General features: G+C 61.6%; 16 protein-coding genes. 3 read left to right on the forward strand and 13 right to left on the reverse strand.

Annotated features, from left to right (window positions below):
- Nucleotides 1-248: 248 nt before the first annotated feature.
- The 5 genes from nrfD (EDC39_RS12315) to EDC39_RS12335 all read right to left on the reverse strand — a co-directional run bounded on the left by nrfD (EDC39_RS12315) (nucleotide 249) and on the right by EDC39_RS12335 (nucleotide 5,702).
- Nucleotides 249-1,412 carry an NrfD/PsrC family molybdoenzyme membrane anchor subunit gene (gene nrfD, locus EDC39_RS12315; RefSeq protein WP_148896700.1) on the reverse strand — a complete coding sequence of 388 codons (1,164 nt, stop codon included), beginning with the start codon at nucleotides 1,410-1,412 and terminating at the stop codon, nucleotides 249-251.
- On the reverse strand, nucleotides 1,402-2,331 hold the full coding sequence (hybA, locus tag EDC39_RS12320) for a hydrogenase 2 operon protein HybA (protein ID WP_148896701.1): 930 nt from the start codon (nucleotides 2,329-2,331) through the stop codon (nucleotides 1,402-1,404). Before hybA ends, nrfD (EDC39_RS12315) begins: the two co-directional genes overlap by 11 nt.
- A gap of 4 nt (nucleotides 2,332-2,335) precedes the next feature.
- Complete coding sequence (locus EDC39_RS12325) at nucleotides 2,336-3,436, reverse strand: hydrogenase small subunit (protein WP_148896702.1); 1,101 nt, start codon at nucleotides 3,434-3,436, stop codon at nucleotides 2,336-2,338.
- Between the two features lie 224 nt (nucleotides 3,437-3,660).
- Nucleotides 3,661-4,140: a hydrogenase maturation protease gene (locus EDC39_RS12330; RefSeq protein ID WP_148896703.1), complete on the reverse strand. Its 480-nt coding sequence runs from the start codon at nucleotides 4,138-4,140 to the stop codon at nucleotides 3,661-3,663.
- Entirely contained in the window at nucleotides 4,140-5,702 is a 1,563-nt protein-coding gene (locus EDC39_RS12335; protein WP_148896704.1) for a nickel-dependent hydrogenase large subunit, read from the reverse strand. The genes EDC39_RS12330 and EDC39_RS12335 overlap by 1 nt, the downstream gene beginning before the upstream one ends.
- Nucleotides 5,703-5,878: 176 nt before the next feature.
- Between EDC39_RS12335 and EDC39_RS12340 the strand changes: the two genes are divergently transcribed.
- Entirely contained in the window at nucleotides 5,879-6,280 is a 402-nt protein-coding gene (locus EDC39_RS12340; RefSeq protein ID WP_148896705.1) for a hypothetical protein, read from the forward strand.
- Between the two features lie 81 nt (nucleotides 6,281-6,361).
- Here the strand turns inward: EDC39_RS12340 and EDC39_RS12345 are convergent, their stop codons facing one another.
- On the reverse strand, nucleotides 6,362-7,717 hold the full coding sequence (locus EDC39_RS12345; RefSeq protein ID WP_148896706.1) for a sigma-54-dependent transcriptional regulator: 1,356 nt from the start codon (nucleotides 7,715-7,717) through the stop codon (nucleotides 6,362-6,364).
- A 312-nt stretch (nucleotides 7,718-8,029) separates the two neighbouring features.
- On the opposite strand from EDC39_RS12345, the gene EDC39_RS12350 reads away from it, so the two are divergent.
- Nucleotides 8,030-8,497, forward strand: coding sequence for a hypothetical protein (locus EDC39_RS12350; RefSeq protein ID WP_148896707.1), 468 nt, complete (start codon nucleotides 8,030-8,032; stop codon nucleotides 8,495-8,497).
- 92 nt (nucleotides 8,498-8,589) lie between these two features.
- On the opposite strand, the gene EDC39_RS12355 is transcribed toward EDC39_RS12350, so the two are convergent.
- The 7 genes from EDC39_RS12355 to EDC39_RS12385 form a co-directional block, all read right to left on the reverse strand.
- Complete coding sequence (locus EDC39_RS12355; protein WP_148896708.1) at nucleotides 8,590-8,772, reverse strand: hypothetical protein; 183 nt, start codon at nucleotides 8,770-8,772, stop codon at nucleotides 8,590-8,592.
- Between the two features lie 77 nt (nucleotides 8,773-8,849).
- A complete protein-coding gene (locus EDC39_RS12360; protein ID WP_148896709.1) occupies nucleotides 8,850-9,233 on the reverse strand; it encodes a c(7)-type cytochrome triheme domain-containing protein in 384 nt (127 codons plus the stop codon).
- A gap of 32 nt (nucleotides 9,234-9,265) precedes the next feature.
- Entirely contained in the window at nucleotides 9,266-10,015 is a 750-nt protein-coding gene (locus tag EDC39_RS12365) for a 4Fe-4S dicluster domain-containing protein (protein ID WP_148896710.1), read from the reverse strand.
- Nucleotides 10,016-10,047: 32 nt separating this feature from the next.
- Nucleotides 10,048-11,259: an NrfD/PsrC family molybdoenzyme membrane anchor subunit gene (gene nrfD / locus EDC39_RS12370; protein WP_246140253.1), complete on the reverse strand. Its 1,212-nt coding sequence runs from the start codon at nucleotides 11,257-11,259 to the stop codon at nucleotides 10,048-10,050.
- A 62-nt stretch (nucleotides 11,260-11,321) separates the two neighbouring features.
- A complete protein-coding gene (locus EDC39_RS12375) occupies nucleotides 11,322-11,768 on the reverse strand; it encodes a NifB/NifX family molybdenum-iron cluster-binding protein (RefSeq protein ID WP_148896711.1) in 447 nt (148 codons plus the stop codon).
- Nucleotides 11,765-12,118 (reverse strand): NifB/NifX family molybdenum-iron cluster-binding protein, encoded by a 354-nt coding sequence (locus EDC39_RS12380; RefSeq protein ID WP_148896712.1) that lies wholly within the window; start codon nucleotides 12,116-12,118, stop codon nucleotides 11,765-11,767. Before EDC39_RS12380 ends, EDC39_RS12375 begins: the two co-directional genes overlap by 4 nt.
- 429 nt (nucleotides 12,119-12,547) lie before the next feature.
- Nucleotides 12,548-13,888: a sigma-54 interaction domain-containing protein gene (locus EDC39_RS12385; RefSeq protein ID WP_148896713.1), complete on the reverse strand. Its 1,341-nt coding sequence runs from the start codon at nucleotides 13,886-13,888 to the stop codon at nucleotides 12,548-12,550.
- A 306-nt stretch (nucleotides 13,889-14,194) separates the two neighbouring features.
- Here EDC39_RS12385 and hypA point away from each other — a divergent pair, with 306 nt between their 5' ends.
- The gene (hypA, locus tag EDC39_RS12390; RefSeq protein ID WP_148896714.1) at nucleotides 14,195-14,536 is read left to right on the forward strand and encodes a hydrogenase maturation nickel metallochaperone HypA; all 342 of its coding nucleotides are present in this window, start codon (nucleotides 14,195-14,197) and stop codon (nucleotides 14,534-14,536) included.

The following is a 14,536-nucleotide window of genomic DNA, read 5'->3' on the forward strand; positions in this document are numbered from 1 at the left end:
AAGGCCGCTTTCTCAGGTCAAGCGGGATGGACGAAACAGGGCGGAGAAAACCTTTATCACCCGCTCACTTCGTTCGCTCAGGATACCGAGCGAGGCCCAAACAATTCAACGCAGAAGCGGTGAGCGGCAGAGACGGAGAGAACCCCCTTTTAGATTCAGAAAAAACCAGAATCATTATGAGCTTTCTCCGCGTTCTCCCCCTCTCCGCGCCTTATGCGTTGAAGACTTTCCTGGTGGTCCTCCGTTTTTCAGTGTTCCTCTTCCAGAATCGGCAGGTAGTTCACCCCGATCTTGTAGAGCAGCACGCCGAAGGCGACGAAGGCCAGGGTGACCGCGATCTCGCCGACCGACGGGAAATAGCTCCACTCCGGCCCCATGTCCATGCCGACGAGAAAGACGTTGAAACGGTTGGCCACCACCGCCAGGATCACCGACACCGAGCACCAGAAGAGCAGGGTCGGATTGTTCCTCACCCGCTTTCGCTTGAGCAGAAAGTAGGGAACGGCGAACAGGGCGAACTCGATCAGAAAGGCATTCCCCTGCACGCTGCCGTCAAAGGCGCCGGCCAGCACCCCGCGCCAGGCGAGATCACCGATGCGCAGCAGCAGGTAGGTGCCAAGAAACCAGGGGATGTAGCGGGCGATGCCGGACAGCAGTTCGGTCTCCGGCTTGCGGCCGAAGCACTTCGCCGCCAGGGTCCCCTCGAAAATGACCATCGGGATGCCGACACTGACCGCCGAGGTGAGAAAGAGCAGCGGCGACAGCGGCGTGTACCAGAGCGGGTGCAGCTTGTAGGGCGCGATCAGCATCATGGTACCGAGCGAAGACTGGTGCCCGAAAGAGAGCACCACCCCGGCAATGACGAAAAAGGCCATGGTCCTGCTGCAGAACCGGTCGAGCCGTTCCAGCAGCCAGAGAATCCAGGCGGGCAGCCGCCGGTCGCCCTTGAACTGCTCGATCACGTTCGGCAGGTTTTCGATCGCCAGCACCGTCAGGTAGAGCATGACGCACCAGGCAACCTCGAACAGCACCGAAGTACCGTTCCAGTACACCAGGGCATGCCAGATGTTGTAGTACTTGCCGAGATCGAAGAACACCGCCAGGGCGACCAGAAAGTAGCCGATAAAGGCGGTCAGGATCGCCGGCCGCACCAGGGCGTGGTACTTCTCGCGGCCGAAGATCTCGACGATGGCGGCGGTGGTGAAGCCGCCGGCCGCCAGCGCCACCCCGCAGGCGACATCGAAGGCGATCCAGATGCCGAAGGGATAGCCGGGGTTGAGATTGGCCACCGAAGCAAAGCCGTGAAAGAAACGGAAATAGGCGAACAGAACCCCGCCGGCCATGAAAAAGAACAGCAGCGCAACGTTCAGGGTCCAGAATTTCTGATGCAAAGGCGCAGCCTTAGAGCTCATCGTCGGCACCTCCTTTGCCGGCGTTCTTCTTCCGGCGCTGATTGTAGGCCATGATGCCGCCCAGAATGCTGTAGACGGCGATCGGCGGAATGAAGTACTGGAAGATCCGGTGCTGAATGCTCTCGGTCAGCCCCGATACCGGCCGGTAATCGAAATCGGGCAGCCCGAGCGCGGCGAAACCGACCTGCTTTTTGCTCAGATAGAAGACCCCGGTGCCGCCGACCTCGAATTCACCGTAGACATTCGGATCGTACAGCTCCGGCTGTCCGGCGATGCGCTGTTTGGCGATCTTGAGCAGATCGTTGCGCTTGCCGAAGGTGATCGCTCCGGCCGGGCAGGCCTCGGAACAGGCGGTCGGCTTCCCCTTCTGCAGCCGCTTTTCGTTGCAGAAGGTGCACTTGCGAATCGACGGGATCGCCTTCTGGTACTCGAACTGGGGAATGCTGTAGGGACAGGCGACCATGCAGTAGCGGCAGCCCATGCACCTGTCGGCGTCATAGCTCACCACGCCGTTCGGCTGTTTCTTCAGCGCGCCGACGATGCAGGCCGAGGCGCAGGCCGGATCGACGCAGTGCATGCACTGGCGCTTGACGAAGGTCGTTTCACCGCTTTGCGGATCGCGATGCAGCTTGATCACGGTGTAGGTCTTGTCCGACAGCCCCCGTGGCGAATCGTAGAGCGGCGCGCCGAACTGTTCGGCGTCCCCGAGCGTCGACTCCGGCGGCAGGCCGTTTTCCCGCTTGCAGGCCGCCTGGCAGGCCTTGCAGCCGATGCAGCGGGCCGAATCGTTGAGCATGCCGACCCAGTTGGGATCGGGCTGCTGCGGACCACGGGCCATGGCGGGACCGGCGGCGCTGACCACCGCCGTGCCGCCCGCAGCCGCGCCTAGCTTGAGAAATTTTCTGCGGCTGATCTTCATCCCCCTAGTCCTTTCTCTCGTCGTCCTGCGTCCGTTCTTTCTTTTTGCCCAGCACCTTCGCCCCCATCACGCCGCCGGCGATGCCGGCCAGGGCAGCATAACCCGGGGTCAGGTCGACCGGTTTCCGGCGGTCGGTGAAGATCGGCGGATAGGCAGCCGGCGGCGTCACCGTCTTCGGCGGCAGCGGCTGCCACATACTGTCGGCATAGGGATAGTCCGGTTCGGTGCACCCCTGGCAAGGATGACGGTTGTCGATGCACCAGCTGACGCCGCCGTTCCACTTCTTTTCCGGACAGTTCGACCTGGTGACCGGCCCTTTGCAGCCAAGCTTGTACAGGCAGCCCTCGTCGCCGAACTTCTGGGCGAACCGGCCCTGATCGAACTGGCCGCGCAGCGGGCAGTTGTCGTGAATCAGCTTGCGGTAGAACATGCGGGGCCGGCCGTCGGCATCAACCTCGATCGCCTTGGGCCCGCCGAGCAGCAACGCCGCCAGGGTGCCGACGAACCAGTCCGGATGCACGGCGCAGCCCGGCAGGTTGATGAGCGGCGTGGCGATCCCTTCCGCCTTGAGGAATTCGGCCACGCCTTGGGCGCCGGAGGGATTCATGTTGGCCTTCGGCACGCCGCCGTAGGAAGCACAACTGCCGACGGCGATAATCGCCTTGGCCTTGGGAGCAAGACGCCGCAGATGCTCGACCGAAGTGACGCCGTGCCCTTGTCTCTCGCCGATTTCGCAGCAGCGTCCGTCAAAGCCGGTCAGCACCGCTCCCTCGACCACCAGCAGAAACTGCCGCTGCTCGGCGGCATGCATAGCCTCCATGGCCAGTTCGCCCGAAGCGGCCATCACCGTCGGATGAAAAGCAAACCCGGTATGCTTGCCCGGCAGCACCTGGTCGAGCAGCACCTCCTCGATGCGCGGCGCCAGGCTGTTGAGCAGCGACACGCTGCAGCCGCTGCAGGCACCGGCGGCCAGCCAGATCACCGGCGTCTCCTGAACGGCCCCGGCAAAGGCCTTTTTCAACATCGGGTTATCGAAAACACCCAGCCCCAGGGCGGCGACCCCGGCGGCCGATGTCTTGAGAAAACTGCGTCTGGATACGGACATAGGTCTCTCCTTGGGTAAAAAATTGAAAAAGAATCTTATTATCGAGTCGTTTGGTTGCGCCAGCCGCTCACTGCAACACTCGAGACACCAGGGACTCAAGGAAAGCGAAAATCCTTAACGCGGAGACGCCGAGAAACAGCTTCCATCTCCACGGACCCACTCTCCGTCTCTGCGTTGAAAACGCCGTTGATTCTCTTCGTGTCCTTCGTGTCTTCGTGGTCTCTTCACGCTGCTGCACAGCCCAGTTCTGCCAGCACCAGCCGAGCCGCCTTCGGCACCGCCGCCCGCACCGGGTCGGACAGGCCGATGGCCAGCCCGGTCCGCTCCGGCTCGCAGCCGATCACCACCGTCCTTTGCGGCCGGCAGTCGACCAGCTCCCCCAACCTGAGAGTTTCGAGCAGGCCGACCTGATGCAGCGAGTCGAGCGGCAGGGCGCCGCTTTGCACCTGTTCCGGACCGAAGCGGTAGAGGCTGCCCGGCTGCTGTCCGCCGCGCACCGCGTCGAGCACCACCAGCAGTTCGCGCCGATCGAAAACCTGCATCAGATCGACAATGCTGGTGCCAGCATCGAACAGCTCCACCGTCTCCGGCAGCTCGACCTGCCGCAGATGCTCGAGAACGGCGAGACCGAAACCGTCGTCCTCGCGCAGCAGGTTGCCGACGGCCATCACCAGCAGCGGCGCCCGGATGGCGGCGCAGTCCATCACGCGCCTCCAACCAGGAAGCGGCCCAAATCTTCACCTTTGGGAGTCACCACATGAACGGCGCAGGAAAGGCAGGGATCGTAGGCGCGGACGATGCGCACAAGTTCGAAGGGATTGCGCTCATCCCGGACCCGGGTACCGATCAGCGACTGCTCGATGGGGCCGGGCTGCCCCTTGGCGTCCACGGGTCCGGCGTTCCAGGTAGTCGGCACCACCGCCTGGTAGTTGGTCACCTTCCCGTCCTCGACACGAATCCAGTGCCCGAGAGCGCCGCGCGGCGCCTCGTGCAGCCCCATGCCGCGGGCTGTGACATCGAGGTTGAAATCGGTGCAGGACGGCTGGCCCGGCTGCAGCTGCAAAACCCACTGCTTCAGCTTTTCGGCGACCAGCTTGGTCTCGATGGCGCGGGCGGCGTGGCGGCCGAGGACAGAGAAGAGCGCTGCCGGCGTGGCCTTGAAATGTCCGAGCACGGCATCGACCTGCCGCTTGACCTCAGGATCGCCGGCGGCATAGGCGACGGCGATGCGGGCCAGGGGGCCGACCTCCATCACCTCGCCGGCGTAGCGCGGCGATTTGATCCAGCTGTAGGCTCCGGCCTTGTCCCGCTCGGGAACCGTCGTTCCATCGTAGGGATGGACGGGACCGGTCTCGCGGAACCAGCTGCTGGTGACCTCTTCGGTGATCTTCTCCGGGTCCATGCGGCGCAGTTTCAGATCGGCACCGACAATCCCCTGCGGCAGCCAGCGACGGCGGCGGGTCAGGTCGGGATCGCTGTCGAGATCGAAGACGCCGAAGCTCATCAGTTGCCGGCAGCCGGCACCGATGTCGAAATAGTCGCTGTAGCGCTCCGCCACCATCAGCACGTCGGGCAGATAGCAGCCGTTGATGAAATCGATCAGGCGTTCGATGCGCCAGAGAAAAGCGGCGATCTTGTCGATATCGGAACTGGCCGTCACCCCGCCCGCCACGATCGACATGTTGTGCGGCATCTTGCCGCCGAAGATCGCCACCGCCTCGTGAGCTATGCGGCGCATGTTGAGCGCCTGCACATAGTGTTTGACCGCAGCGACGTTCTCCTTCTTGCTCAGCCGGTAATCGCCCTCGTAGCGGGGGACGAAGGGGCCAAGATGACCGCGGGCGATGAACTCCCGAACCCGGGCCAGATCGGGATCGCTGCCGCGGTAGTCGGCGACGGCGGTGACATCGACATAGTCGAGAGCCGCCAACTGGTAGAAATGCAGGATGTGCGACTGAACGAAGTTGGCCCCCTGGATCAGGTTGCGCAGAATGCGTCCGTTGTCGGTGATGGCGCCGCTGACCCCGTAAACTTCATCGAGGGCAAAAGCGGCGGTCAGTCCGTGCGAGGTCGGACAGACCCCGCAGATGCGCTGCATGATGCGGGCGGCATCCCGGGGATCGCGGCCGATCAGCACGTTCTCCAGCCCCCGGTACATCATGCCGGAGCTCTTCGCCTCCTTGACGACGCCGTTTTCGACCGTCGCCTCCACCTTCATGTGCCCCTCGACCCGCGTCAACGGGTCGATGACAATCTGACTTGCCATAAACTCTCTCCTGACAGATTGGATTTTCCCCGGCCGCCACCCAGGCGGCGTCACGTCCGGGAAATGCGCTCATTGGCTGAAATCAAACCCATTCCTGCCCCGGTCCGGCCCGAGACGAACCGTCCCGGACCGGGTCGCGGAACCGGCGGTGCCAAATCGGCAAGGGACGTGCCGTCATGAAGCTGTTTGACGAAAAGGAGAAGGGAATCGTGACGTTGACGCGTCAACGGGAAATTCTGCGCCCCACCGTATACACATCGAATGAGACAAAATGCGCCATCGTGTATCATTTGGATACACAAGGCGACACAGAATCAGGGACGGGAAGAAGAAAAAGACAGGCCTACGGGTGTGATGAATCACGCCCCTGCGGGTGCCTTACTCCGGCAACCTGTTTCGGCGGCCATGAAAACTCGGCTGTCGCCTCGGACATTCATGGCCTGTTTCGGGAAAAAGGCCGCCCCTGTTCAGTGGCTTCCGCGGGAAGGGAAAACCCATTTTTCAACCTTTCCAGCAAAACCGTTCCAGGGTGGCTCAAATGTCGTCAGATGCAAGGCGTCTTGCGAACTGAGAAGTGAAGCGTAGCGGCAGCTACGCAGCGACGAAGGACACAGGCAACGCAGCATATGGCGGCATTTCAGCCGCCCTGCCGCCCAACTCTATTCCCTGACGATATTGAACTGCTTGATCTTCCGATCCAACGTCTTGCGGGAAATGCCGAGAATGGAGCTGGTCTTCAGCTTGTGGTAGCCGGTCTGGCGATAGACCTGTTCGATGTAGAGCCGTTCGACATCCTCGAGCGACATCTGCTCCTTGGGCAGGGCAAACTCGACCGGCGTCCCCTCCGACACCTTCACCGGCAGGTGTTCGGCATCTATGGTATCGCCATCGGCGAGGATGGTGGCCATCTCGATGACATTTGCCAGCTCCCTGACGTTGCCCGGCCAGTGGTAGCTGTTCAGCAGTGCCATCGCCTCGGAGGAGATGCGCTGCTCGCCGCGCGGCGAATACTTGCGGGCGAAATACTGCGCCAGCAGCGGAATGTCGTCGCGCCGCTCGCGCAGGGGCGGCACCCGGATGGTCACGACATTCAGGCGATAGAAGAGATCTTCGCGGAAGTTTCCCAGCCGCACCTCGGTTTCGAGATCCTTGTTGGTGGCGGCGATGAAGCGGACATCGGCCTTGCGCACCTTGGTCGAACCGACCGGAATGAATTCCTTCTCCTGCAGCACGCGCAACAGTTTCGCCTGCAGGGCGGCGCTGATGTCGCCGATCTCGTCGAGAAAGAGCGTGCCGCCGTCAGCCTCCTCGACCAGCCCCCGATGATTGGCGACGGCGCCGGTGAAGGCCCCCTTGACGTGGCCGAAGAGCTGGCTTTCGAGCAGGGTGTCGGTCAGAGCGGCGCAGTTGATGGTGAGAAAGCGGTTTTCACAGCGCTGGCTGCTGTAGTGGATGGTCGAGGCAATCAGCTCCTTGCCGACGCCGCTCTCCCCCATGATCAGAACGCTGGCGTCGCTCGGAGCCACCTTGCGGGCCAGCTCGAAGGCCCGACGGAAACCGGCGCTGGTGAAAACTACTTGGTCAGGATCAAAGCGGCGACGGATTTCGGCCTTGAGGGACCGGTTCTCCGTCTCCAGCCGGTTGCGCTCGACGATCTTCTCCACCAGGTTGAAGAGTTCATCGGCAAAAAAGGGCTTGATCAGGTAATCGTGCGCCCCCTGCTTCATGGCCGCCACCGCGCCGCGCACGGTGGCGAAGGCGCTCATCATTACCACCGGCAGCCGCGGATGACTGATGCGCAGCCGGCGCAGCACTTCCATGCCGTCCATGCCGGGCATCTTGACGTCGAGCAGCACCAGGTCGGGCTGGGCGTCTCGCTCTTCCTGCAGCATCTTCAGCAGGGCGCCGCCGCCGTCGAAGGTATCGACCTGGTGCCCCCGCGTCTCCAGCATGTCACGCAGAAAGTCGCGGATTTCCTGTTCGTCGTCGCAGACCAGTATCCAGCCCTGTTGCATGCCTTCTCTCCCGTTCAAGGCTCGTTTGTCACCAACCCGAGTCCGTGGGTTCATGCTGGATGGAGAGCACACGTCATTGATGAGCCCACGGATCCAAGTTTGAACCATAACAGATTCCGCCGATATGCGGCAACGCACCGATTCGGCGATAAAGACGGCTGCCGCAACAGCCGATTCTTTACTTGGGGGAGGCAAGCCCCTGCGGCACGCGCTGCAGCAAAAGACCACACGAAGGTTGTCGTGGCCAAAGAGAAAGATTTGCTGTATATAATTTGATAACTGCGCAATTCAGCGGAAAAACGGGAGTTCGGCATGTGGCAAAAAGCCCTGACCGTCATTTCAGGTGAACGCTACACGGCTCTGTTCGCGTTGAACATGGCCGGGCTCTACCTGCTCCCCGGCCTGTTCGACGGCCGCCCCTGGCAACCAACCCCGATGCGTTTTTTCGTCTTTCTGGCCCTGTTCTACCTGATGGCGGTCCTGTTTCGCAGCTGCTACCGCTACCGGATCAGCTACCTGGCCGCCCTGCCGGACCGCATGGATCCTCCCTGGCTGTTCAGGCTGACCGTCTTCTGCATCGAATGGGTCAAGGCCGCCGCCGGCACTGTCCTGGTGATCTGGTGGGTCGGCGGCCTGCTCTTCATTCACGATTTCTTCGGCCAGCACTCCCTTGTCATCCCCTGGCTGGTCGGCCTGGCGCATTCCGGCCTGATCTACCTGCTGGCGCAACTCAACGTCAACCTGTTCGACCTGATCGCCAACGGCGCCACCCAGGACTGAGGACAGACCACAGCCCCCGAACGAAAAACCGGGAGCCATCCGGCTCCCGGTTTTTCGTTTGGGACTTGAGTGCTGTCATGCACAATCCGGCTTCAGCCGCCGAACTTCGCCCCGATCCAGGCCAGAATGGGCCAGGCGACCAGCACCAGGGTGCAGGTGGCAAACAGGGCCAGGATGATGGTCAGGGCGGCCAGCCAGATGTTGGCTACCGGATTGCGCTCGACCTTGCCGATACCGGCTTCGTGACTCATGGTCTGGGACTTGAGTGCTGTCATGGCTTTTACCTCTTCCTTTCCCGACCACCGGAAACTGGTGGCCGATTTGGGGTGAATCGTTCCGCTCTCCGTCCTGTTCAATGCCCGTGTCCGGAGTCGTTGACCAGACCGAGGGCCCGCTTGTAGCCCTTGACGCCTTCATGGCAGACGGCGCAGCGAGTCTCCGACGAAAAGGCGGTGTCGCCGTCATGGCAGGCCCCGCAGTAGTTGCCTTCCGCCAGGCTCGCCATGGTGAAATCTCCGTTCGCTTCCGCGACGCCGGCCTCGAAGGCGAACAGCCCCTCGTGGCAGGAATCGCACTCCAGACCCAGCTCCTCGACATGCAGGGCGTGACTGAACAGAACCCCGGTCACCGGCTGTTTGAAGTGGATATCACCGCCATGGTCGGCCTCATCGGCAAGACAGGAACCGGCGAGCAGAAGAAACAGGCCGCAGGTCAGGCAGGTAATGAACAATCGCATGGCTTGAACCTCCTCGAAGTCGCTCCGCCGCCTCAGCCGCGGGTGTAAAAGACATTGGGCTTGGTCCCGGCCTCGGGCCGCAGCACCCAGACCGTGCGCCCGATCTGGTGCACCGCCCGGTGCACCGGGTCGTCGTCACGGGAAAGGTCGCCGAAAATCCGGACCTCCGCCGGACAGGCGGCGGCGCAGGCGGTCAGCCGCTCCCCTTTGCTCAGCCGCGATTCCCAGCAGAAATCGCACTTGTCGACCGCCATCTTCTCCTCGTTGAAATAGCGGGCATTGTAGGGACAGCCCATCTGGCAGGTAAGACAACCGATGCACTTCTTCGGGTTCATCATCACGATGCCGTTGCGCGGATCCTTGTAGGTCGCCTTGGTCGGACAGACCCGGGTGCATTGCGGCAGGTTGCAGTGGTTGCAGAGCACCGGGATGAACTCGCGCTGCTGCCCCTCGGCATCGGGAATATCCCGCTCGAGGATGTCGGTGCGATAGCCGTAACCCGGCACATGGTTGGTCTTGGCGCAGGCCTGCTTGCAGCGCTCGCAGTCGATGCAGCGATCCTGCCTGATCAGCATCCCGTAATGTGGCTTGTAGGGATACCGGGCGAGAAACTCGCCGGTCGAGGCGTAGGTTCTGCGGACGTTGCTGGTCACCGCCAGGATGGTCCCGCCGGCGAAGACGCCGGTGATGGCGAGACCGAGTTTGAGAAAGTTGCGCCGCTCCCGGTCGGGAAGATTCTCGACGCCTTCGTTTTTCAGCTGGTCGAACTTCGGTGCAGTCATGATCGAATCTCCAAAATGCTGGGGTTGTCAGATCAGTGAAGGTCGACTTTGTGCCCGTCGAAAATCTTCTCGCCGAGCAGGAAGAGAAAACCGACCATGCCGAATCCGCCCAGGGTGATGACCAGTTCGTGCAGTGACGGCCGGTAGCTGAGCAGACCCTTGAACTCGTTGACCCCAAGGCCGTGGAAGACCGGCACCACCTCGCCGACGATCACCAGGTCGTAGCGCATGATGAAAATGCCGAGAATCATCAGCCCGGAGGCGATCAGCAGCTGGCGCGGGCGGTTGCGGCCGGTCAGAAAGAGGACCAGTGGCAGCAGCAGCGCCAGGCCGACCTCGAACACCCAGAAATTGATCGCGTAGGGGCCGGTGAGCAGCGCCATGACCGCCTGGTACTTCCCTTCCGGCATGCCGGCGATGCCGGAAAGTATCTTCCAGACGGTGAAGAAGGCGATGACGCAGATCAGCAGGATGGCGAGCCGCCGCACCATGTCCAGGGAACGAGCCATCGGCGCATCGAGCTGACGTCGGTTGACGCGGTAGGCGAGCAGGTGGAAGAAGATGATCACGGCGGTGCCGGTCATCATCGCCGAAGTGATGAAGTAGATCGGCATGTAGGGGCCGTGCCAGAATTCCCTGCCGTTGAGCAGACCGAAGACCGCTCCGAGGTTGCTGTGGGCGGCGATACCGGCCACGGCACCGAGAAAGCCGAACGTGACGGCGGTGCGGTGCCGGTCGATCAGCAGGCAGGCGAACTCGATGAACATGAACATGAGATAGACGCCGTAAAGCGTGCCCATCCACCAGATGTTCGAGGTCAGGTTGGGCGAGATGATGTTGTAGAGCATCATCTTGATCGGCACCTTGATTTCGGCGGAGATGACCAGGAATCCGGCCAGGATGGTGACAATGGAAAGAAAGACCGAACGCTTGGCGATCGGCATGTAGTCACTGACACCGAAGACATGGCCGATGGCCGACACCAGGCAGAGCCCGGTCGAGGTAACGACAAAAAAGACGTAGGTCGATATCAGGATGCCCCAGGGAACTTCCCGGGAGACGCCGTAATAGATGTGGTGTCCCCCGACCGTGGCCTGCAGGCCGGCCACCGAACCGGCCAGCATGACCAGGGCACAGAGCAGCAGGGCCAGATAATAGGCGTTGCTGCCCGACTTGATGCGGCCAACGAGCAGGCTTTCCAGCTCGTTGAGCGTCATGCCGTTGACGATACTTCGCTGTGTCATGGTACGAATCCTTTCCTCCTGTGGTGTTTGTTGAGAGACCTGCCGGTCGTCGATCGGCTTCCTCAGATCTTTCTCGCTTCTCCCGGCTCGACTCTCATGGCCGGCGCAACCGTCTCCACCAGGTTTCGGCGCGCCTTGCCCATCAGGCAGTAAGGGCTGCCGACCTGGTTCGGCCCCGTCGCCGGGCGGTAGTCTCCGCGCTGCCAGGCCAGCAGGGCGCCGACCGCCGAACCACTGACCCCGAGGTAGACACAGATGCCGCGTTCGGCAAGTATCCGGAAAGCCTTGGGTCCGACCTCTCCCGTCAGAACGTGTGTCACCTCGAGATCGATCAGAATTCTCGCCGTCAGCTCGCCCGCCCCCTGCAGCGCCTTGCGGTTGTCACTGTTGTCCACGGCCAGCCAGCAATCCTCCTCAAGGCTGTAGATCAGCAGCCAGTACGCCCGTCCGAGCCGTTCGTCGATGGTGCAGTCCGGCGTTGGTCCGCAGCTGCTGAACGCCATCTTCATGACCAGCTCCCCGAAAGCAACCAAGATGCCGCCGGGCGGGCGGAAGATGGCCCTTGCCGCAACCACTGTCCGAGAATCTGCAGCGGCTCCCCGGCCGGCGTCTGGCGGTGCCAGATGCCCCGCCGCTCCAGCTCGTCGAGCAGCCAGGGCGGCGAGTCGCCGGAGAAAAGGCCGTCAACCCGGTTGGCTGCCAACCAGTCGCCAAGGGACTGGTCCTGCGGATCGAAGGTCTGCAGCCGACAGGAAACGACCTGTCCGTCATCGGTGTCGACACAGGCGATGAAGAAGAGCCGCGCCAGGCCGTACAGCGGCAGCACAAGCCTGTGGTAGTAGGGAAAAGCGATTTTCATGGGCGGTTCCTCCATCAAAATTGCACGCCCATCCCAATTCCAAGAGCCGTGCCGAAACAATAAAAAGCACTAATTAACACAAAAAATCCATATAAAATCAGAGGGTTACAAATGTGAAGCTCTTCCTTGGGGCCAAAGCAAAAGCCGGCTTCCCGTTGCATCTGCAACGGCAAAACATTAGAACGCTTTATTGGTTTTCCGGGGAGAAAGATCGGTAAGGGACGGTCTGCACCTGGTAAGTATCGGAAAAACCGGGAGCAGGGTCAGAATCAAAACCCGTTCTAAAAAATTAATGCATTATAATTGTTGCAACCAAATGAAATGTTGCAACAGCCTTGCAACACCGGCGCCCACAGGCCTGGCCCAGCGGGAGTTGATATTGGCGACAAAAGGAATGGACGCGTCGCACATGGCGATCGCCGGCAACGCTCAGCAGGAGTGCAGAAGATTGTAACGCTTCATCCAGCGCCACAGGGTGGTACGATCAACCCCGAGCTCATCCGCCGTCTTTCGGCGGTTGCCGTGGTTGCGCTGCAGAATACCGAGCAGACGGTCGCGGTCGGGCATTCTGCTCGAGCGCGCCAGAGGAGCCCGGCCGGCAAGCCGGACCTCGAATTCCCGCGGCAGATGTTCCGGCCCCAGTTCGCCGCTACGACCGAGAATCACCATCTGCTCGAGCAGGTTGAGCAGCTCGCGGACATTGCCCGGATAGTCGTAGTCGAGCAGCAGCTGCAGCACCGATGGGGCCAGACCGCGGATTTTCTTCCCGTACTGCAGATTCAGCCGGTCGAGGAAATAGTCGATGAGCAGGGGAATGTCCTCCGGGCGTTCCCGCAACGGCGGCAGGCAGAGCGAGACAACATTGATACGGAAATAGAGATCGCGCCGGAAGCTGCCCTCGTCGACCATCCGGGCGATGTTGCGGTGGGTGGCGGTAACGAACCTGACATCGGCCTTCTGCGGCTGCCGGGCCCCGAGAGGCTGATATTCGCGGTTCTCCAGCACCCGCAGCAGCTTGACCTGCAGCGGCAGGGGCAGATCGCCGATTTCGTCGAGAAAGAGGGTGCCGCCCTCGGCCATCTCCAGTCGACCGGGTCGGTTTTCCACGGCACCGGTGTAGGCGCCTCGCCGGGAGCCGAAGATCTCCGACTCCAGCAGCTGTTCCGGCAGGGCGCCGCAGTTGACAGTCACCAACGGTTTGTCCCGACGCGGACTCAGATTGTGAATTGCCCGCGCCACCAGTTCCTTGCCGGTGCCGCTCTCCCCCTGGATCAGCACCGTAGCGTCGCTGGCGGCGATATCGGGAAGCACGTCAAAAAGACTGCGCATCTTGTCCGACCGGCTGAGCATTCCTTCAAAGGCGTAGCGGGTCCGGATATCCCGCTTCATCTCACCGATGCCGGACAGGTCACGAACCGTTTCCACCGCGCCAACAATATTGCCATCGGCATCGCGCAGAACCGAGGCACTGATGGAGACAGGTATCTTGCGGCCGTTTTTGTGCCGTATGTCGAACTCCCGGTTGATCACCGGCCGGCCACTGGCCAGAGCCTCACGAACCGGGCAATAGGCACCGCAGGCGGTGCTGGAAAAAATGCTCCGGCAGGGCCGACCGAGTACTTCGTCGCGGCTGTAGCCGGTGATGGCCTCCGCAGCCCGGTTGAAGGAGGTGATACGCAGATCCCGATCGACCGTGAATACACCATCGGCAAGGCTGTTGAGGACATCCTGGGACAGCCCGGCACGCGGCTGATCGGCTTGTTTAGACATCGTGCAGACCTCGTTGCAAGACAGGTTGAACCTGTTGCGAAAGCGGGCACCGCTGAACAAACTACAATTAAAATAAACAAACATTACAGCCGACGCAACCGAAATCGGCCCGGACAACCGGCCCGACGCACACCATGAAAATCCGGCAAAAATCCATGCCTTGCAAAGGCCATTCTTATTCATTCGGTTTTTCCGATAAAAGCGTATACGCCTAGCCGGGCCGCGACGCCTTGATTTTTTCTCGCGGCTCCACTTATAGTGGGATTTCCTCTCATCCGGGCAGTCCTTACGCAAGGCAGGTTTTCCGTGCACGAACTCGGCATCACCCAGAGCATCGTCGACATCGCGGAGCGGACCACCCGCAAACATGGCGGCGGTCGGGTGCGAAGCGTCACTGTCGAAATCGGCGAACTGTCCGGCGTCATTCCCGACGCCGTCGAATTCTGTTTTGAAGTCTGCAGCAAGGGGACGCTGCTCGAGGGCGCGCGACTGGTCATCGAAACCGTTCCCGGACAGGGTCGCTGCCCGCAGTGCCAAACGGAACAGGCCATCGACAACTACAGCTTCGCCTGCGAAAACTGCGGCGCTTTCGGTCTGGAGAGAGTGCGCGGAGAGGAATTACGCATCAAGGAACTGGAGGTCGACTGA

The sequence above is a fragment of the Geothermobacter ehrlichii genome (genome assembly GCF_008124615.1).
Classification (GTDB): domain Bacteria; phylum Desulfobacterota; class Desulfuromonadia; order Desulfuromonadales; family Geothermobacteraceae; genus Geothermobacter; species Geothermobacter ehrlichii.